Origin of the sequence: Demequina sp. NBRC 110057 (assembly GCF_002090175.1) — a bacterium.
Taxonomy (GTDB): Bacteria; Actinomycetota; Actinomycetes; order Actinomycetales; family Demequinaceae; genus Demequina.
This window is the reverse complement of record NZ_BBRN01000003.1, coordinates 708,194-726,503: the sequence shown is the minus strand read 5'-3', so window position 1 is coordinate 726,503 and position 18,310 is coordinate 708,194. Positions and strand designations below refer to the sequence as shown.

Here is an 18,310-nt window from a genome sequence, read left to right as displayed (position 1 = left end):
GTCCTATTCGCCTCCGGCCTCACACCGCAGTCCGCTGAGCCCCAGTACGGTGTGCGCATGACGGGATGCGAACTCTGCGAACTCCAGACACATCTGAAGTCTCGGGGGGAGGACATCGACCTCGGAGATGGGTGGCGCGTCAACGTCTTCCAAGGGACAAGCGCGCGTCCCCGGTTCGTGATGCAACCTGAGGTGCATGCGGAAAGCCTGCACACCCTCGGACCGCGCCGCCTGGCGTCCATGGGGCGGCTGATGGGTCGCGTCGAGCGCTCATTGTTGGAACGCCCTGGGATCGAGCGCGTGTACTTCCAGATCTTTTCCGAAACGCCGCCAGGTCACCCGCACATTCACGTGGTGCCACGCTTTAGGGGAGAGTCAGAACTGGGCCCCCACCTGGTGGATGCCATGCCAACGGGCCACCACCTGGACGTGAATGCTGCACTCGCGGGGATGTCTCGCCGTCCGCACACCTACCGTGCTGCGCCCCTGGTGAGCCGGATCCTCGGCGCCGTTGACGCATGGAACTCGCGGCTCTCGCCGTCGCGTATTGTTCGACGATTCGAGCGGCCGGCGGGCCGAGTCGATGACTTCGCTACGACCTACGTGGCACTGTCGCTGGCGATGCTTGGGGCGTTTGCAGTGGCACTGAGCTTCCCGCTTCCCGAGGGGATTCACGGGGCACTTGCGGTCGTCGGTGCCGCGTGGGCATGGTGGCGGTTTGTCGACATCGCCGCCTTCGTCGTGGGCTTCGTGCTCGGTGCTGGACGCGACCGTCTCCAGCACGCCGCCCGTTCCCTCGTCATGTTCTGTGCGAACGCCACCGAAGTCATGCTGATCGGAGTGGTGGGCTTGATCGCCCTGGGCGCGAGCGCCGGCGACGCATGGGTCACCGTTCTCGCCTCGATCGCTCCACTCGATGCTGCGGTGCTGACCTGGCCGCAGACAGTCTGGGTCGTCGCGGTCGCGACTGTCGGCATCGTTGTCCTGACCGCGGTCATCGGCCTGATCGTCGGCAAGCTCGGCGAGCGGTTTGTGGACGAGGACACCCTGCACGACACCGACGCGCTCGCGGGCAACAAGGACCACTAGAGGTCTCGGCGAACCCTCAGCGGTTCGCCGAGCTGCGCCTCGCGAACTCAGATGCGCGAGTGATCGCCCAGCCGGTGCCACGTGCGGTCGTGGTACACGAGCGCACCCTCGCTGCCGGCAAGGTCGACGTCGCGCTCGATGTGCGACTCGAGCGCCTGCGCGGCGAAGATCGTGGAGGAGCCTGCGTGCAGGCGGTCGATCACGGCGCAGCGCACCCATGCGCGGACGTCGTGATAGACGGGCTCGCCCGTCGCGAGACGCGTCCACTGGTGCGTCGCCGCGAAGCGGTCGATGCCGCGCGCTGCTCCCAGCTTGGCGAGCTCGAGGTCGCGGGCGTCCAGCAGGTGCACCACGACGGTCTCGGCGCGCGACAGCACGTCGGAGGCGGATGACGAGGCGGAGATGGAGAACACCAGCAGCGGCGGCTCGGCGCTCACCGACGACACGGAGGAGGCGGTGAGGGCGACGGGACCGTCGCCGGCATCGGCCGTAATCACGGCGACTCCGCCCGGGTGCCCGCGGAAGACCGCCTTGAAGTCGTCCGCGGACAGCGAGGGCGCCAGGTCGTGCGCGGGCGCCGCGAGCTCCGAGGCGGGGACGGGACGACGTGCCATGGTGGCGCTCCTAGGCATGGGCGGCGGTCGCGGCGCGCTCGTCCGGCACCGAGGCGCCGGCGAGCTCGTCGCGGACGATGCTCGCGCCGGCGCTAAGGGCGCTGAGCTTGGCCAGGGCGATGTCGCGGGGGAACGGGGCGAGCCCGCAGTTGGTGCTCGGGATGAGGTTCTCGGCGTCCACGAAGGTCAGGGCTCTGCGCAGGGTGTCGGCGACCTCGTCGGGCGTCTCGATGGCGTGGTTGGCCACGTCGATGGCGCCGAGCATGACCTTCTTGCCGCGCAGGATCTCGATGAGGTCCATCGGCACGTGGGAGTTCTGCGACTCGAGCGAGACGATGTCGAGCGACGAGCGCTGGAGGAGGGGGAAGGACTCCTCGTATTGGCGCCACTGCGACCCGAGCGTCGCCTTCCAGTCGGTGTTCGCCTTGATGCCGTAGCCGTAGCAAATGTGGACGGCGGTCTGGGCCTTGAGGCCCTCGGTCGCGCGCTCCAGCGCGGCGACTCCCCAGTCCTTCAGCTCGTCGAAGAAGACGTTGAAGGCGGGCTCGTCGAACTGGATGATGTCCACCCCGGCCGCCTCGAGCTCCTTCGCCTCCTGGTTGAGGATCCCGGCAAACTCCCACGCGAGCTGCTCACGGCTGCGGTAGTGGGCGTCGAAGAGCGTGTCGACCATCGTCATGGGCCCGGGCAGGGCCCACTTGATGGGGCGGTCGGTGGTGGCGCGCAGGAACGCGGCGTCCTCCACGAAGACTGGGCGCTCTCGCGTGACGGCGCCGACGACGGTGGGCACGCTCGCGTCGTAGCGATCGCGGATGCGCACCGTCTCCCGGCGCTCGAAGTCGACGCCGCTCAGGTGCTCGATGAAGGTGGTGACGAAGTGCTGGCGCGTCTGCTCGCCATCGCTGACGATGTCGATGCCGCGGCGGGTCTGCTCGTGCACCGCGATGCGCAGGGCGTCCTGCTTGCCCTCGACGAGGGCGTCGCCCTCGAGCGTCCACGGGGACCACAGGGTCTCGGGGGCGGCGAGCCAGGAGGGCTTGGGGAGGCTTCCGACGATGGAGGTCGGGAGGAGGGTGTGCGTCATGAGGCGTCCTTGGTCGTTCAGGCGACGGGCGCGAGGAAGTCGGCGGCCCACTGCTCGAGGATTTCGCGGTGGGGCTCGATAAAGTGCTCCGCGGTGTACTTGCCCTGCAGGGCGCCCAGCTCGCTGCGCTCGACGCGGTCGTAGTCGATCTGCGTCCGCGAGAAGTCGCCGCTGTCCAGGCTGGGGCGGTACGTCGCGGCGGCCGAGGCGTTCGCGTTGTAGATCTCGGGCCGGTAGATCTTCTGGAACGTCTCCATCGTCGCGATGGTCCCGGCGAGCTGCAGGTCCGAGTAGTCGTTCAGCAGGTCGCCGCGGAAGTAGAAGGCGAGCGGGGCGACGCTGCCGGCGGGCATGAAGTAGCGGACCTGGAGCCCCATCTTGGCGAAGTAGGCGTCCGTGAGCGACACGCCCTCCTGCTCCAGGACGTACTCGACGCCCAGCACGGGGTGGAGATTCGTGGTCCGCACGTACGTCTTGCTCGTCGACACGCTGATACAGATCACGGGCGCCTGGGGGAAGCGCTCGCGGTAGGCCTCGGAGTCGACGAAGTGCTGGAACAGCTTGCCGTGCAGGTCGCCGAAGTCCTGGGGGAGGACGGGCTTGCCGCCACCGGCGCTGGCCTCGGGCAGACGCACGCTGAAGTCGTAGTCGCGCACGTAGGAGGAGAAGTTGTTGCCGACGATGCCGTGGCGGCGCGTGCCGGTGTTCTGGTCCACCACGTGAATGTCGAGGACCTCGAGCAGCGGAAAGCTCTGGGCAGCGCCATCGGCCTCGAACTGCAACTCGGCCGACACGATGTCGAGGTCGAGCGTGTAGCGGTCGCCGTGGGGGTTGTCCCACCGCACCAGGTCGTTGACGCGGCGGTTGATCATGGTGATCGCGGCCCGCAGGTTCTGCTCCCGCTGCTCCCCGCGCGCGAGGTTCGCGAAGTTGGTGGTCGCGCGGGTGTTCGTCGACGGCGTGTAGTCCTCGTCGAAGCGGGTGGTGGTGAGGCTAAAGGTGAACTCGTGCGCCATGATCGCCAATCCGGTCAGGGAGGCCGGGGTCGGCCCTGGTGGATGAATGACTCCATGGTGCGGCCAAAGCCCTGATATCGGGTAACTCGACTGATCTATGTCTTTGTATAGGATTTGCCTATGGCACAGGGAGCGAGCGGTCTGACCCTTCAACAGTTGCGTTACTTCATCGAGGTGGCGGCGGAGGGATCCATCTCCGCCGCGGCCGACCTGCTCTACGTCGCCCAGCCGACGATGTCCGCGGCGATGAAGGATCTCGAGTCGCGCATGGGGCGCGCGCTCCTGGTGCGGTCCGCGAGGGGTGTCAGCCTGACCGATGACGGCGCCGAGTTCCTGGGCTACGCGCGGCAGGTCGTCGAGCAGGTGGAGTTGCTGGAGCAGCGCTACCTGGGGCGGCCGCCGTCGCGGCGCCTCCTCGGGGTCTCCGCGCAGCACTATTCGTTCGCGGTGGAGGCCTTTGTGCGGATGGTGAAGGCCTCCGAGGCGGCGGAGTACGAATTCGCGCTGCGCGAGACCCGCACGTTCGACATCATCGAGGACGTCAGGACGCTCCGCAGCGAGGTGGGCATCCTCTACCGCAATGACTTCAACCGCAAGGTCGTCGACAAGCTGCTGCGCGACTCGGGCCTCGCGTTCAGGACGCTCTTCCTCGCGCGTCCCCACATCTTTGTGGCCCGCAGCAACCCGCTCGCCGGACGCGACCGCGCCACCCTCGCCGACCTGGAGGGCCTGCCGCGGCTGACGTTCGACCAGGGCGCCAACAACTCGTTCTACTTCGCCGAGGAGATCCTCTCGACGCTGTCCTCCGAGCAGGAGATCAGGGTGTCCGACCGCGCGACCATCTTTAACCTCATGATCGGTCTGGGCGGCTACACCATCTCGACGGGAATCGTGAGCGGCGAACTCGACCCCGAGATCGCCGCCATCCCGCTCGAGGTCGACGAGCACATCGAGATCGGGTGGATCGGCCACTCGGCGATCCCGCTGACCCGGCAGGCGGAGCGCTACCTGGACGAGGTGCGCGCCGTCGTGTCCGAGTTTGGTGTCGAGCTGCTCGGGTAGTCCCTCTCTTTGAATCAGTGGCACAGGCGACACACCGGTGCGGGTGGCCGATGCCTGGGCTCAGCCGGCGTGTCGGTCGCCGGACTGGTTCACATCGTCGGGCGGGCGAGTAGGGCGAAGTCGGGCGGGCCGGGCGAATCGTCCTCGTCAGGCGCCCAGTTGCTCGCTGAGGTCCAGCCACCGCTCCTCGAGCTCGGCGTTCTCCTCCTCGAGGTCGCCGATCTGCTTGGTCAGCGCCGCCAGGCCGGCGAAGTCGGCCTGATCGTGCATCACCATCTCGTGGTGGACGCCCTCGGTGAGCTCGCCCACCTTCGCCATCCGGCGCTCGACGGACTGCAGCTCCTTCTCCAGCGCGCGCCGCTCGGCGCCGGTCAACTGCGGCGCCTGCGGTGCGGACGCCGTTCCCGCGGAGGGGGAGGAGGCGCCGCCAAAGGTGCCCACGCCATCGGCCGCAGCACGGCGGTTGCGGGTGAGTTCGACGTACTCGTCGACGCCGCCGGGAAGGTGGCGAAGGCCCCCGTCCATGACCGCGAACTGGTCGTCGGTGACGCGCTCGAGCAGGTAGCGGTCGTGGCTCACCACCACGAGCGTGCCGGGCCAGGAGTCGAGGAGGTCTTCCATCGCCGCGAGCACGTCCGTGTCGAGGTCGTTGGTGGGTTCGTCCAGCACCAGCACGTTGGGCTCGCTCAGCAGCACCAGGAGCAGCTGGAGGCGGCGGCGCTGGCCGCCCGAGAGGCGCTTGACCTGCGTCTTCAGTTGCGCGGAGGTGAAACCGAGGCGCTCCAGCAGCTGGGTGGGGGTCATCTCCGAGCCGTCGGCGAGCTCGATCGAGCTGAACTGCTTGACGACGCCGGAGACGCGCTCCTCGGCGTGCTCGTCGAGCTCCGCGAGCTGCTGGCTCAGCTGGGCCACACGCACGGTCATACCCGTCTTGACGCGTCCCGACGTCGGCTCCTGGTCACCGGTGATGAGTCGCAGCATGGTGGACTTGCCGGCGCCGTTCTCGCCCAGCAGACCCACGCGCTCGCCGGGGCCGATGTTCCAATCCACCTCGTGAAGGACCTCGCGGGTGCCGCCGTCGACGGTGGGGTAAGACACGGAGCAGCGGATGAGCTCCACGACGTCCTTGCCCAGGCGCGCCGTCGCCATGCGCGTGAGCTGCACCTGGTCGCGCACGGGAGGGACGTCGGCGATGAGGGCATTGGCGGCGTCGATGCGGAACTTGGGCTTAGAGGTTCGGGCGGGGGCGCCGCGGCGCAGCCACGCCAGTTCCTTGCGCATGAGGTTCTGGCGCTTGGCCTCGGTGGCGGCGGCGATGCGGTCGCGCTCGACGCGCTGCAGCACGTACGCGGCGTAGCCGCCCTCGTACATGTCGACGGTGCCGTCGTGCACCTCCCACGTGCGCTCGGTGACGGCGTCGAGGAACCAGCGGTCGTGGGTGACGACGGCGAGCGCCCCGCGCCCGCGCGCCCAGCGGCGATTCAGATGGTCCGCGAGCCAGGCCACGCCCTCGACGTCGAGGTGGTTGGTCGGCTCGTCGAGGAAGACCACGTCGTGCTCGCCGGTGAGGACCGCCGCGAGGGCGACCCTGCGCTGCTGGCCTCCGGAAAGGGTGCCCACCACGGCATCGGCCGGAAGGTCGGGAACCAGGCCGGACATGATGTCCCTGATGCGCGGGTCGGAGGCCCACTCGTGGGTGTCGGCGTCGCCCACGATCGCCTCGATGACGGTCAGCGACTCGTCGACGTGGTCGGACTGGTCGAGGACTCCCACACGGGTGCCGCGGGTGGTGGTCACCTGCCCGGAGTGCGGCGCCAGGCGACCCGCGAGGATCGCCATGAGCGAGGACTTGCCCGCGCCGTTGGAGCCGACGATGCCGATGCGGTCGCCGTCCTCGAGCCCGACCGTCACGCTGCCAAGGACGGTGCCGGTGCCGAAATCGAGGCCGATGGACTGCGTGCCGAGGAGATGTGCCACCCGTCAAGGGTAGTTGCGTGCGCGCCGGGTCCGATGCGCGAGACTGGCTGCCATGAACATCAGGCAAGCGGCGCTCGGGGCTGCGGGGATCGACGTCGCGGCGATCGGGTTGTTCGCCGCCATCGGCAGGGCGAGTCACGACGAGGGGATCCTGGGAGAGAGCGGCCTTGGCTACCTCACCACCGCGTGGCCGTTCCTGGCGGGCGCGGCGCTGGGGTGGCTGATGGTGCGCGGCTGGACGCGCCCGTGCGCGTGGAGGCCGACGGGACTCGTGGTGTGGGCGTCCACGCTCGTGGGTGGCATGGCGCTGCGCCTGGCGAGCGGCCAGGGTGTCCAGGTGTCGTTCGTCGTCGTCGCCGCGATCTTCCTCGCGCTGTTCCTCATCGGGTGGCGCGTCGTCTCCGGCGTGATCGCCCGCCGCCGCGGCCTCAAGGCCTGACGGCGGGCGTCCGCGTCACGCCTGGGCGGGAGGCGACCAGGTCCACGGCCGCACCCTGACCGTCACGACCGCGAGGCAGGCCGCGCACGCGAGTGCCACGGCGGTGAGAGTGAGGGCGTACGGCACGGCCGCGAGCGACGCCGCGAGGACGGTCGGCAGCAGGAAGCCGGTGTAGGACAGGGCGTAGTAGACGCCCGTGAGTCCCGCGAGGTCGTCCGGGGTGGCGATCGCCATGACGTGCGTCAGCCCCGCCACCACGGTGATGCCGTAGGCGGCGCCCAGGACGGCCGCGACGCCGAGCGCGAGCCACGGGTCCGCGGCGCGCGCGGCGAGGGCCGCTAGGCCCATGCCTGCCGTCATGAGGGTGAGCCCCACGGGAAGCGCGCGTCCCCCGGTCCGCGAGTCCAGCCGCGCGACGAAGGGCTGGACCGCCGCGCCGATGCCGAGGGTGACCACGGTCAACACGGTGGCGTACAGGGTGGCCCAGTTGCCCAGCGACGTCTCGGCCACCGCGGGCATCACGGCGTAGGCCACCCCGGCGGCGGCGAACACCCACGGGGCGGCGGGGAGCACCACGCCGAGGAAGCGGCGCTGGCCGGCGGCCGGCACAGTGAGGTCCCGCCACCAGGCGCCGGTGGCCCGGTGCTCGGGCCGCACTGTCTCGGTGGCGCGCAGCACCAGCACTGTCGCGGCGACGGTGCCGACCAGGTGGGCGGCATAGGGCCAGAGCGCCGGGGCGTCGCTCCACTGGGCGAGGGCGCCCGAGACGGCGGCGCCGACGGCGAAGCCCACCGTGAGCGTGAGGGCGCCTCGCCTGGCGCGCGCGCCCTCGCCCGCGTGGGGGTCGAACCGAGGCGAAGACAGTTCGGCGATCCAGCTCGCTCCGACCGACATGGCGACCCCCACGCCGATGCCCGCGAGGGCGCGGCCGAGCGACAGCAGCGCGAGGTGGTGAAGGCCCGCGGCGAGGATGAGGGAGCCCGCGGCGCCCGAGGCGAGGCCGGCGAGCATGACGGGACGGCGGCCGCGGCGGTCGGACACCGCTGCGGCGACGAGCAGTCCGGGGATGAGGCCCACCACGTACATGCCCAACAGGAGGTTCGCCTGCCAGGGCGCGTACGGGCCCAACTCCTCGTACACGTGGAGGAGAGGCGTGAAGTGATTGCCTCCCCACGCCAGCATGAGGACGGCGGGTGCGACCAGGCGCCAGTCGGCGCGCCGGGTCAACGGACGGCGCCGGTAGGGCGGCTGCCTGCGATGTGGGTGTGGACCGAGCCGGCGAAGGCGGCGCCGTCGCCCGAGCGGATGACGGCGGCGAGGTCGCGGTGCTCGTCGAGGAAGCGGCGCGCTGCCTTCAGGTCGCCGGCGACGGCCATGTAGGTGACGCGTGCCAGGCGCGGGCCGAGCAGGTCGACCACCTGCTGGACCACCTCGTTGCCGTCGATCGCGATGATCTGCAAGTGGTACGTGACGCACAGCCCGGCGAACGCGAGGGCGTCCTCCTCGGCGATGGCGCGCTCCTGCGCGGCGTGGAGGTCGTCGAGGCGGTCCGCGAGCTCGCCGGCGAGCTCAGCATCGGCCGAGATCACCTCGCCCGCGCGCTGCTCGAGAGACGACCGGACGTCGAGCAGTTCGTCGCGCTCGCGGTCGCTCATCACCGTGACGACGGCGCCCTTCTTGGGCATGAGGCGCACGAGGCCCCACGTCTGCAACTGCACCATGGCTTCGCGGGCGGGGGTGCGGCTCGCGCCGCCCTCGTCTGCGAGCGCGGATTCGGTGAGGACGGTGCCCGCGGGGATGGAGCCGTCGACGATGCCGCGGGCGGCGTTCGCGGCGAGGCGCCAGGAGACGGAACGGAGGTCGGAATACTCCCAGGGGAGCGCTGAGGTGGGGGACATAGGTCCCACGTTACACCTTGTATGCGTTGATGCATGCATCTGGCGCGAGTCGATGCCCCGCCTAGACTCGCGTGCATGAGATGCGTCGCGGTACGCCACGTGCGGTTCGAGGACCTGGGGCTCTGGGAGGCGGAGATCCGCGCGCACGGCTACGAGATCACCTACCTCGATGCGGGGGTGGACGACCTCGGCGCCGCCGCGATGGCGGACCTGACCGTCGTACTGGGTGGGCCCATCGGGGTCGGGGACCGCGCCTCCTATCCGGTTCTCGACGAGGAGATTGCGCTGATCGCGCGGCGGCTCGACGCGGGGCTGCCCACCCTCGGCGTGTGCCTGGGCGCGCAACTCATGGCGGCCGCGCTGGGCGCCCAGGTGCGCCCGGGTGAGGTGGAGATCGGGTGGGGCGACCTCGCCCTCACCCTCGCCGGCCGCACCGGGCCGCTGAGCGCGTTCGCGGACGCCCCGGTGCTGCACTGGCACGGGGACACCTTCGACCTTCCCGACGGTGCGACCCTGCTGGCGTCGTCCCCGGCGACCGTGCACCAGGCCTTCGCCGCCGGCTCGGGCCTCGCGCTCCAGTTCCACGCGGAGGTCGACGGCGAGGCGATCGAGCCGTGGCTCATGGGTCACGCCGTGGAGCTCGCTCAGCGGGGCATCGACCCCGTCGCCCTCAGGCGGCAGACCGCCGCTGTCGCCGATGAGGCGGCGATGGCGGGAATCGTGATGATCCGCGCGTGGTTGCGCGACCTCGCGTAGGCGCTACGACAGCTCGCGGCGCGCGCCCTCGGCGTCCCTCGCGTCGTCGGCGCTGAGGCACCGCTCGGGGTCCCACGTCTCCGGCGCGCGCACCGTGACCAGCGGCCACAGGGGAGGGCTCAGCAATACGCGGGCGGCGGCATCGGCCTTGTTCTGGGAGATCTCGTCGCACAGGTCCTCGAGCAGGACCGCGACGTGGCGGTGGATGTCGACGGGCTCCTGCAGCGTGAAGTCGACGTCCACCGTGTAGGTGCCCCAGCCCGAGGCGCGCAGCAGGTCCTCGCGCTCGATCGCCTCGTCGAACGGCTCGGCCAGGGGCGCGTACATGAACGGCAGCACCACGCCGTGATACTCGGGGCGCAGCAGCGCCGCGGAGTGGGCGTCGAAGATGTCGATGTCGGCGAACTGGCGCTCGGTGATGACGGGCACCACCAGCACGTGCGGGTCCGTCTTCGCGAGCTCGAGCGCGGCGGCCAGCGCCGACTCGTCTCCGCAGTGGAGCACCTCGAGCGACTGCGGGCCGAACATGTCGCTCGGCACGAGGTCGGACATCGGGGTGAAGCCGTGGTCGTCCTCGTGGGTCTCGCCGGGCAGGACAACCACAGTGCGCAGCCTGCGCTTGTGCGCGGCCCGGTCGACGTGCGCGATCACGAACGCGCGCAGCGGGTCCGTGAGGGGCGCGCAGTTCACCGTGCTATCGGTCACCGCGGCGCGCCAGCGGCGGTCGAGTGCGGTCAGAAAATCGTCGCTGGGCTCACGCGTCGCGTGGGTCACCCACGCCGAGACGTCGATCATGGGAAGGGCTCCTCACCGGGCCGCCCGTGCCATCGAAAGCGACCGTAGTTCTCCACTCTAGGCGTCCGGAAAGCCCGAATAGTGCCACGGCGCAGTGGGATAGATCACAACGATGAAAAGGGGCGTGTCGGCGACCGCCGACACGCCCCTCGAGACGGGATTCCGCAGCCGGGTTACGACACCGCCGCGATCGACTGGAGGGCGATCTCGCGCTCCTCGTTGGTGGGCACCACCCACACCTGGACGCGCGACGCGTCGGTGCTGATGAGGGTGGGCTCCTTCTTGCGGCCGGCGTTGCGCTCGGGGTCGATCTCGATGCCGAGCTCCTCGAGGCCGGCGAGCGCGCCCGCGCGCACCACCGGATCGTTCTCGCCGACGCCGGCGGTGAAGGTGATCGCGTCGAGGTGGCCCAACTGGGCGTAGTAGTTGCCCACGTAGCCACGGATGCGGCGGCAGTAGACGTCCATTCCCACGCGGGCCTCGTGGCTTCCCGCCTCGATCGCGGCGTTGACGTCGCGCATATCCGAGTAGCCGGTGAGTCCGACCATGCCGGAGTGGCGGTTCAGCAGGGTGTCGACCTCGTCGGGGGTCATGCCTGCCGTGCGGGCCAGGTGAAGCGTGACCGCGGGGTCGATGTCGCCGGAACGGGTGCCCATGACGAGGCCCTCGAGCGGCGTGAGGCCCATCGACGTGTCGACCGAGATGCCGCCCTTGACGGCGCACGCCGAGGCGCCATTACCGAGGTGCAACACGATGGTGTTGACGTCGCCGACGGCGCGTCCCATGAGGCGCGCGGTCTCTCGCGACACGTAGGCGTGCGAGGTGCCGTGGAAGCCGTAGCGGCGCACGCCGTGCTCGGCGGCGACGTGGCGGTCGACGGCGTAGGTGTACGCCTCCACCGGCAGGGTCGAGTGGAACGCCGTGTCGAAGATGGCGACGTGCGGAAGGTCGGGGAACGCCGCCCTCGCCGCGGTGATGCCGGCGAGGTTCGGCGGGTTGTGCAGGGGCGCGAGCGCGGCGAGCACGGCGATCTTGCGCTCCACCTCGTCGTCGATGATCGTGGGCGCGGAGAACTCGGCGCCTCCCTGGACCACCCGGTGGCCCACCACGGTCAGGGTGGTGAGGTCGACGCCGGATCCGGGCTCGGACAGCTGCGCGATGATCTCGCGGATGGCCTCCGAGTGGTGCGTCACGCGCTCCACGAGGCCGACGGCCAGCGGCTCGTCCTGGGTGGTGTCGACCACCTGGTACTTCACCGAGCTCGAGCCGCAGTTGAGGACCAGCGCGAGCCCCACGTAGTTGACGCTCATGCGTTGTCCTCCTTGGCCTTGAGGCCCTGTGCCTGGATCGCGGTGATCGCGACGGTATTGACGATGTCCTGGACGAGCGCTCCGCGCGACAGGTCGTTGACCGGCTTGCGCAGGCCCTGCAGCACGGGGCCGACGGCGACCGCGCCCGCCGAGCGCTGCACCGCCTTGTAGGTGTTGTTTCCCGTGTTGAGGTCGGGGAACACGAGCACGGTGGCGCGGCCGGCGACGTCAGAGTCGGGGGCCTTCGATGCGGCCACCGACGGCTCGACGGCGGCGTCGTACTGCATCGGCCCGTCGACCAGGAGGTCGGGGCGACGCTCTCGTACCAGGCGCGTGGCCTCGCGGACCTTGTCGACGTCGTGGCCGGAACCGGACTCGCCGGTGGAGTACGACAGCATCGCGATGCGCGGCTCGATGTGGAACTGCGCCGCGGTCTCCGCGGAGGAGATGGCGATGTCGGCGAGCTGCTCGGCGGTCGGGTCGGGGTTGACCGCGCAGTCGCCGTAGACGAGGACCTTGTCCGGCAGGCACATGAAGAACACCGAGGACACGATCGAGACGCCAGGCGGGGTCTTGATGACCTGGAACGACGGCATGATCGTGTGCGCGGTCGTGTGTGCGGCGCCGGACACCATGCCGTCGGCGAGGCCCTGGCGCACCATCATCGTGCCGAACATCGACACGTCCTGGACGGTGTCGCGGGCCTGATCCAGCGTCACGCCCTTGGCCTTGCGCACCTCGGCGTAGTCCGCGGCGAAGCGTTCGACGAGGTCGGGGTCGGACGGGGAGACGATGCGGGCGGCGCCGAGGTCGAGCCCCAGCTCGCCGGCGCGGCCACGGATCGCTGCCTCGGGTCCCAGGATCGTGATGTCGACCACGTCGCGCGTCATGAGCGTCGAGGCGGCGCGCAGGATGCGGTCGTCGCTTCCCTCGGGAAGGACGATGTGCTGGCGGGCCGAGCGGGCGCGGTCCAGCAGGTCGTGCTCGAACATGAGAGGCGTCACCACGTCGGTGCGCGCCACGTCGAGCAGCGCGAGCAGGGCGTCGGCGTCGACGTGGCGGTCGAACATGCTGAGGGCGGTGTCCACCTTCACCGCGGACTCGATCGACACGCGGCCGCGCGTGTTCCAGCAGCGGCGAGCGGTGCCGTAGGTGCCCAGCTCGGTGGTGATGACGGGAAGCGACGAGCCGAGGCCCTCGATGAGGCGGGCGATCGCCGGCTCGGGGGTGAAGCCGCCGTTGAGGATGATGCCGGTGAGCGACGGGAAGTTGTCCGCGGCGTGGGCGGACAGGAGCGCCAGCAGGGTGTCCGAGCGGTCGCCCGGCGTGATGACCACGGTGCCCTCGTCGATGCGCTCCAGCAGGTGCGCGGCGGTCATCGCGCCGATGTTGACGGAGCGCACCTCGCGGCTGAGGAGCGCCTCGTCGCCCGAGATCAGGGTGCCGTCGACCGCCTCGACGAGTGCGCCCAGCAGCGGGGCGGTGAGGATCGGGTCCTCGGGCAGCGCGCCCATCCCGATGTCGGCCGGCAGGGACTGCCTGATCGCCTCGAGCTGGCCTGGCTCGCAGCGGTTGGCGAACACTGCCGCGACGCGGGCGTGGCCCTCCTCGAGCTCGGCGCGGGTCTGGCCCACGACGCGGGCGATCTCCGCGGGGGTGCGGTCGCGGCCGTGCACCACGAGCGCGACGGGGGAGCCCAGGTTCGCGGCGATGCGCGCGTTGAACGCGAACTCGGCCGCGCCGGACACGTCCGTGTAGTCGGTGCCGACGATGACGACCACCTCGGACGCCCTGGCCACCTCGTGGTAGCGGGCGACGATGGTCGCGAGCGCCGCCTCGGGATCGGTATGGACGTCCTCGTACGTGACGCCCACGGCGTCATCGTTGGAGGTCACCACGCCGTCCTGCCCCAGGAGCAGATCGAGAACGTAGTCGGATCCGTCGGCCACTCGCGCGACGGGTCGGAAGATCCCCACACGGCCGACCGTTCGGGCCAGCAGGCGGGTGATCCCGAGAGCGACGGTGGACTTACCGGTGTCGCCCTCGGCCGATGCGATGTAGATGCTTCGTGCCACGCGCCCATCCTTACACGTCCGCGGCATCGGTGCCCGTGACGATAGGCCCGGTAGAAGCCCGCTCGGGGGCGTACGAGCCGGTCCCGTATCGGTGGCGAGCCGCGGGGCGCCGAACTAGGCTGGTGCGCGCTGAGGCGGCGGGGCCCCGCGACACGGTCGACACGTCGCGGGCCGCCAGAGATGGGGACCGTGATGACCACCACCCCCGCACGCGCGCGCGGGACGCTCACCGGCATTGCCGTGCGCGTCCTTGACCGCAGGGTGGGGGCGCTCACGGGCGCCGCTGGCCGCGCCGTCGGCACCACCCACGCGTTCCTGGTCTTCTCGCTGATCCTCACCCTGTCGTACGCCGCGTTCTACCTCACGTACGACATCATCGGGCTGGGCGGGCTCATCGTCGCCCACATCTTCTGGGTGGCCGGCTACGTCGCGGGCATCCTGCTCGCCCGGCTGGGGCGCCAGCTCGCCGCGGCGCTGCTCGCCTTCGCGGTGCCGATGGCGCAGATGGTGACCGCGACGGTGTTCCTGGGGTGGGAGGCGGGGATGCACCTGTACCTGCTCACCGCTGGCCAGTTGGTCTACGTCATGTTCACCGAGCGCCAGGCGGTGTGGCGATGGGTGACCCTCGCCGTCGCGCTCGCGGCCTTCCTCGCGTGCCAGGTCGGCATGCCCGCCGGCGGCGCCCTCTACGCGATGCCCGCGGCGCTGCTGCAGACGCTGTTCTCGATCAACGCCCTGCTGACGGCCTTCATCCTGTTCATGGCGGCAGCGCTCGCCCACCATCGGGTCGAGCAGGCCCGAGCGCTCGCGGACCTCAGCGCACGCCGCGCCGAGTTCCTGGCGAATACCGACGCGCTGACCGGCCTTGCCACCAGGCGCCCGGTGCTCGAACGCCTCGCGACCCTCGCGCATCACGACGGTGCCGACTTCTGCCTCGCCATCGGCGACCTCGACCACTTCAAGGCGCTCAACGACGAGCACGGCCACGGCTGCGGCGACACCGTGCTGGAGAACGTGGGAGCCCGCCTGCGCACGCACCTGCGGCTCACCGATTCCGTGGGACGATGGGGAGGCGAGGAGTTCATCTTCGTGTTACCCGAGTCAACGCTCGAGGACGCCGCCACCACGATGGAGCGGGTCCGCTCCGCCGTGGGCGACACCCCTTTCGCCTGTGACGGCCACGAGCACCGCGTGACGATGTCGGTGGGCCTGACCGTGGGCGACCACGCCGGCACCCCGCACCACGCGCTGATCCGGGCGGACAGTGCGTTGTATGACGCGAAGCGGAAGGGACGTGACCAGGTGGCGACCACCATGCCGGCGGCCGACGCCGCCTCCGAGGCGCCCGCGAGGCAGCGCCGACGGGACAACGGATGAGCGCCAGGCCGGGAGCCCTCCGCTGGGGCGTGATCGTCGGCGTGTGCGCCGTCCTCGCCGTCGTGCTGGGGGTGTGCGGCTCGCTCGGCCTGTGGCAGTGGCGGGTCGGGACCGAGCAGGGCGACGTCGTGGCGACCGCCGAGGCCGTCCCGCTGGCCGACGCCCTCGCACCCGCGAGCCCCGCCGAGTCCGGCGTGGGCAAGACGGTGACGGTCGAGGGTTCCTACGCCGATGACGACGCCGCCCTCGTCGGCGGCGGACGCGTGATCGACGGCGTCGAGGCCGTCCTGGTGGTGCGCCCCTTCACGGTGGACGCCGACGCCACCGGCACCGGCGAGGCGGCGACGCTTCCCGTCGTGGTGGGCTGGCTGCCGGCCGATGCCGTGGATGAGCTCGGCGGCCCCGGCGAGGCCACCTCCCTGGAGGGCTATCTGAGGGGGTCCGAGGGAGCATCGGCCTCCGTCGATGACGCGGCGCCGGAGGGCGCCTACTGGGCGTCGACGCTGTCGCCCGCGGTCTTCGCCCAGCACTGGGAGAGCCCCCTGTACTCGGCGCTGCTCGTGGCGGACGAACCCGAGGAGGGGCTGAACGCCATCCCCGACCCGGAGCCCGAGCACGAGCTGAACTTCCGGTCGATCGTGTACGCGCTCGAGTGGTGGCTGTTCGGCGCGTTCTTCCTGTTCGTCGGCGTGCGCTGGATACGGGACAATGGCCGGGTGCAGCCGGACGCGGACGCCTCCGCGCAGCCCGCCCCGGAAAGCGTCAAGGAAGGATCCCCGTGACCTCGCCCGCCACCCGCCCGGCCATCACCCCCGGCGCCCTCACCCGTTACAAGGTGATGGCGATCATCACCGGAACGCTGCTCATCGTCGTGTTCGTCGGGATGATCCGCTACATCCCCGGACTCGAGGGCCTCAAGGAGTCGATCGACCCCACGATGCTGGTCATCGCCCAGATCCACGGCTTCGTCTACATGGTCTACCTCGTGACCGTGCTGCAGCTGTGGCTGCAGGCCAAGTGGGGCTACGGCCGCCTGGCCACGATGTTCTTCGGCGGCATCGTCCCGTTCCTGTCGTTCGTCGTCGAGCGCCGCATCTCCGATGAGCTCGCCCCCAAGGAGGCCACCGCATGACCGCCCAGCCCGCAGCCGAGGTCGCTGCCGAGACCCAGCATCGGCCCGTCCTCGTCGTCGACTTCGGCGCCCAGTACGCCCAGCTCATCGCGCGTCGCGTGCGCGAGGCGAGCGTGTACTCCGAGGTCGTCCCCCACACGATGAGCGCCGAGCGCATGCTCGCGAAGAACCCCGCCGGCATCATCCTGTCCGGCGGCCCCTCGTCCGTGTACGAGGAGGGCGCCCCGAGCATCGACCCTGCCATCTTCACCGCCGGCGTGCCGATCATGGGCATCTGCTACGGCTTCCAGGCCATGGCGCAGGCCATGGGCGGCACCGTCGCGCAGACCGGCCGCCGCGAGTACGGCCGCACCGTCGCCACGGTGGCCGATGCGGGCACGGCGCTCGCGGGTTCCGGCGCCGAGCAGACGGTGTGGATGAGCCACGGCGACTCCGTGCAGGCCGCCCCCGAGGGCTTCACCGTCCTCGCCACGACCGAGGGCGCGCCCGTCGCCGCCTTCGAGAACCTCGACGTCAAGATGTGCGGCGTGCAGTGGCACCCCGAGGTCAAGCACTCGCCCGAGGGCCAGGCCGCGATCGAGAACTTCCTGTACAACGTCGCGGGCATCGCCCCCGACTGGACCAGCGCCAACGTCATCGACGAGCAGGTCGAGCGCATCCGCGCGCAGGTGGGCTCCAAGCGGGTCATCTGCGCGCTGTCCGGCGGCGTCGACTCCGCCGTCGCTGCCGCGCTCGTGCAGAAGGCCGTCGGCGACCAGCTCACCTGCATCCACGTCGACCACGGCCTCATGCGCGCCGGCGAGGTGGAGCAGATCGAGAAGGACTTCGTCGCCTCCACCGGCGTGCGTCTTATCATCCGCGACGAGAAGAAGCGGTTCCTCGATGCGCTCGCCGGCGTGAGCGACCCCGAGACCAAGCGCAAGATCATCGGCCGCGAGTTCATCCGCGTGTTCGAGGACTCCGCGCGTCAGGTGGTCGAGGAGGCAGGCGCCCACGGCGAGGACGTCGAGTTCCTCGTCCAGGGCACGCTGTACCCGGACGTCGTCGAATCCGGCGGCGGCGAGGGCGCGGCGAACATCAAGAGCCACCACAACGTGGGTGGCCTTCCCGACGACCTTCAGTTCTCGCTCGTCGAGCCGCTGCGCGCGCTGTTCAAGGACGAGGTCCGCGCCGTGGGCCGTGAGCTGGGCATTCCCGAGGAGATCGTGGGCCGCCAGCCGTTCCCCGGCCCCGGTCTCGGCATCCGCATCATCGGCGAGGTCACCGAGGATCGCCTGGACATCCTGCGCGCCGCCGACGCGATCGCGCGCGAGGAGCTCACCAAGGCAGGGCTCGACCAGGAGATCTGGCAGTGCCCCGTGGTGCTGCTCGCCGACGTCCGCTCCGTGGGCGTCCAGGGAGACGGTCGCACCTACGGCCACCCCATCGTGCTGCGCCCCGTGTCCTCCGAGGACGCGATGACCGCCGACTGGTCGCGACTTCCCTACGACGTTGTCGCGCACATCTCCAACCGCATTACCAACGAGGTGCGCGAGGTCAACCGCGTGGTCATCGACGTCACGTCGAAGCCGCCGGGCACCATCGAGTGGGAGTAATCCCCGCGCCCGTCACCGCCGTCGCTTTTGCCCACGGAGGTGACGGGTGACACGCACGAGGCGCGTGTGACAGTCCCGCACTGTCACACGC

Annotated in this window: 17 protein-coding genes; 8 read left to right on the top strand and 9 right to left on the bottom strand. The window is 70.5% G+C overall.

What is annotated here, in order from left to right:
* The first annotated feature begins 57 nt into the window (after positions 1–57).
* A complete protein-coding gene (locus B7K26_RS12810; protein WP_143340434.1) occupies positions 58–1,089 on the top strand; it encodes a hypothetical protein in 1,032 nt (343 codons plus the stop codon).
* Between the two features lie 47 nt (positions 1,090–1,136).
* Here B7K26_RS12810 and B7K26_RS03265 read toward each other — a convergent pair whose 3' ends face one another.
* Genes B7K26_RS03265 through B7K26_RS03255 form a run of 3 tightly spaced genes read right to left on the bottom strand, consistent with a single transcriptional unit; the run spans position 1,137 to position 3,803 of the window.
* Positions 1,137–1,703, bottom strand: coding sequence for a flavin reductase family protein (locus B7K26_RS03265; RefSeq protein ID WP_084077227.1), 567 nt, complete (start codon positions 1,701–1,703; stop codon positions 1,137–1,139).
* A 10-nt stretch (positions 1,704–1,713) separates the two neighbouring features.
* Positions 1,714–2,787: a methionine synthase gene (locus B7K26_RS03260; RefSeq protein WP_084077226.1), complete on the bottom strand. Its 1,074-nt coding sequence runs from the start codon at positions 2,785–2,787 to the stop codon at positions 1,714–1,716.
* A 17-nt stretch (positions 2,788–2,804) separates the two neighbouring features.
* A complete protein-coding gene (locus tag B7K26_RS03255; protein ID WP_084077554.1) occupies positions 2,805–3,803 on the bottom strand; it encodes a putative oxygenase MesX in 999 nt (332 codons plus the stop codon).
* Positions 3,804–3,923: 120 nt separating this feature from the next.
* Here B7K26_RS03255 and B7K26_RS03250 point away from each other — a divergent pair, with 120 nt between their 5' ends.
* Entirely contained in the window at positions 3,924–4,865 is a 942-nt protein-coding gene (locus tag B7K26_RS03250; RefSeq protein ID WP_084077225.1) for a LysR family transcriptional regulator, read from the top strand.
* Positions 4,866–5,012: 147 nt separating this feature from the next.
* Here the strand turns inward: B7K26_RS03250 and B7K26_RS03245 are convergent, their stop codons facing one another.
* A complete protein-coding gene (locus B7K26_RS03245) occupies positions 5,013–6,842 on the bottom strand; it encodes an ABC-F family ATP-binding cassette domain-containing protein (RefSeq protein WP_084077224.1) in 1,830 nt (609 codons plus the stop codon).
* A 52-nt stretch (positions 6,843–6,894) separates the two neighbouring features.
* On the opposite strand from B7K26_RS03245, the gene B7K26_RS03240 reads away from it, so the two are divergent.
* Entirely contained in the window at positions 6,895–7,281 is a 387-nt protein-coding gene (locus B7K26_RS03240) for a DUF3054 domain-containing protein (RefSeq protein ID WP_084077223.1), read from the top strand.
* A gap of 15 nt (positions 7,282–7,296) precedes the next feature.
* Here the strand turns inward: B7K26_RS03240 and B7K26_RS03235 are convergent, their stop codons facing one another.
* Positions 7,297–8,508 carry an MFS transporter gene (locus B7K26_RS03235; protein ID WP_234998671.1) on the bottom strand — a complete coding sequence of 404 codons (1,212 nt, stop codon included), beginning with the start codon at positions 8,506–8,508 and terminating at the stop codon, positions 7,297–7,299.
* Entirely contained in the window at positions 8,505–9,179 is a 675-nt protein-coding gene (locus B7K26_RS03230) for a GntR family transcriptional regulator (protein ID WP_159449594.1), read from the bottom strand. Before B7K26_RS03230 ends, B7K26_RS03235 begins: the two co-directional genes overlap by 4 nt.
* A 75-nt stretch (positions 9,180–9,254) precedes the next feature.
* On the opposite strand from B7K26_RS03230, the gene B7K26_RS03225 reads away from it, so the two are divergent.
* On the top strand, positions 9,255–9,935 hold the full coding sequence (locus B7K26_RS03225; protein WP_084077221.1) for a glutamine amidotransferase: 681 nt from the start codon (positions 9,255–9,257) through the stop codon (positions 9,933–9,935).
* Positions 9,936–9,938: 3 nt separating this feature from the next.
* Here the strand turns inward: B7K26_RS03225 and B7K26_RS03220 are convergent, their stop codons facing one another.
* The 3 genes from B7K26_RS03220 to pta form a co-directional block, all read right to left on the bottom strand.
* Positions 9,939–10,730 carry a hypothetical protein gene (locus B7K26_RS03220; RefSeq protein WP_084077220.1) on the bottom strand — a complete coding sequence of 264 codons (792 nt, stop codon included), beginning with the start codon at positions 10,728–10,730 and terminating at the stop codon, positions 9,939–9,941.
* 173 nt (positions 10,731–10,903) lie between these two features.
* Positions 10,904–12,040 carry an acetate/propionate family kinase gene (locus B7K26_RS03215; RefSeq protein WP_084077219.1) on the bottom strand — a complete coding sequence of 379 codons (1,137 nt, stop codon included), beginning with the start codon at positions 12,038–12,040 and terminating at the stop codon, positions 10,904–10,906.
* On the bottom strand, positions 12,037–14,115 hold the full coding sequence (gene pta / locus B7K26_RS03210) for a phosphate acetyltransferase (RefSeq protein ID WP_200810935.1): 2,079 nt from the start codon (positions 14,113–14,115) through the stop codon (positions 12,037–12,039). Before pta ends, B7K26_RS03215 begins: the two co-directional genes overlap by 4 nt.
* A gap of 192 nt (positions 14,116–14,307) precedes the next feature.
* Between pta and B7K26_RS03205 the strand changes: the two genes are divergently transcribed.
* Genes B7K26_RS03205 through guaA form a run of 4 tightly spaced genes read left to right on the top strand, consistent with a single transcriptional unit; the run spans position 14,308 to position 18,219 of the window.
* A complete protein-coding gene (locus B7K26_RS03205) occupies positions 14,308–15,492 on the top strand; it encodes a GGDEF domain-containing protein (RefSeq protein WP_159449593.1) in 1,185 nt (394 codons plus the stop codon).
* Positions 15,489–16,274 (top strand): SURF1 family protein, encoded by a 786-nt coding sequence (locus B7K26_RS03200; protein ID WP_084077216.1) that lies wholly within the window; start codon positions 15,489–15,491, stop codon positions 16,272–16,274. Before B7K26_RS03205 ends, B7K26_RS03200 begins: the two co-directional genes overlap by 4 nt.
* Complete coding sequence (locus B7K26_RS03195) at positions 16,271–16,624, top strand: DUF3817 domain-containing protein (RefSeq protein WP_084077215.1); 354 nt, start codon at positions 16,271–16,273, stop codon at positions 16,622–16,624. Before B7K26_RS03200 ends, B7K26_RS03195 begins: the two co-directional genes overlap by 4 nt.
* Entirely contained in the window at positions 16,621–18,219 is a 1,599-nt protein-coding gene (gene guaA / locus B7K26_RS03190) for a glutamine-hydrolyzing GMP synthase (RefSeq protein ID WP_084077214.1), read from the top strand. The genes B7K26_RS03195 and guaA overlap by 4 nt, the downstream gene beginning before the upstream one ends.
* Positions 18,220–18,310: the final 91 nt, after the last annotated feature.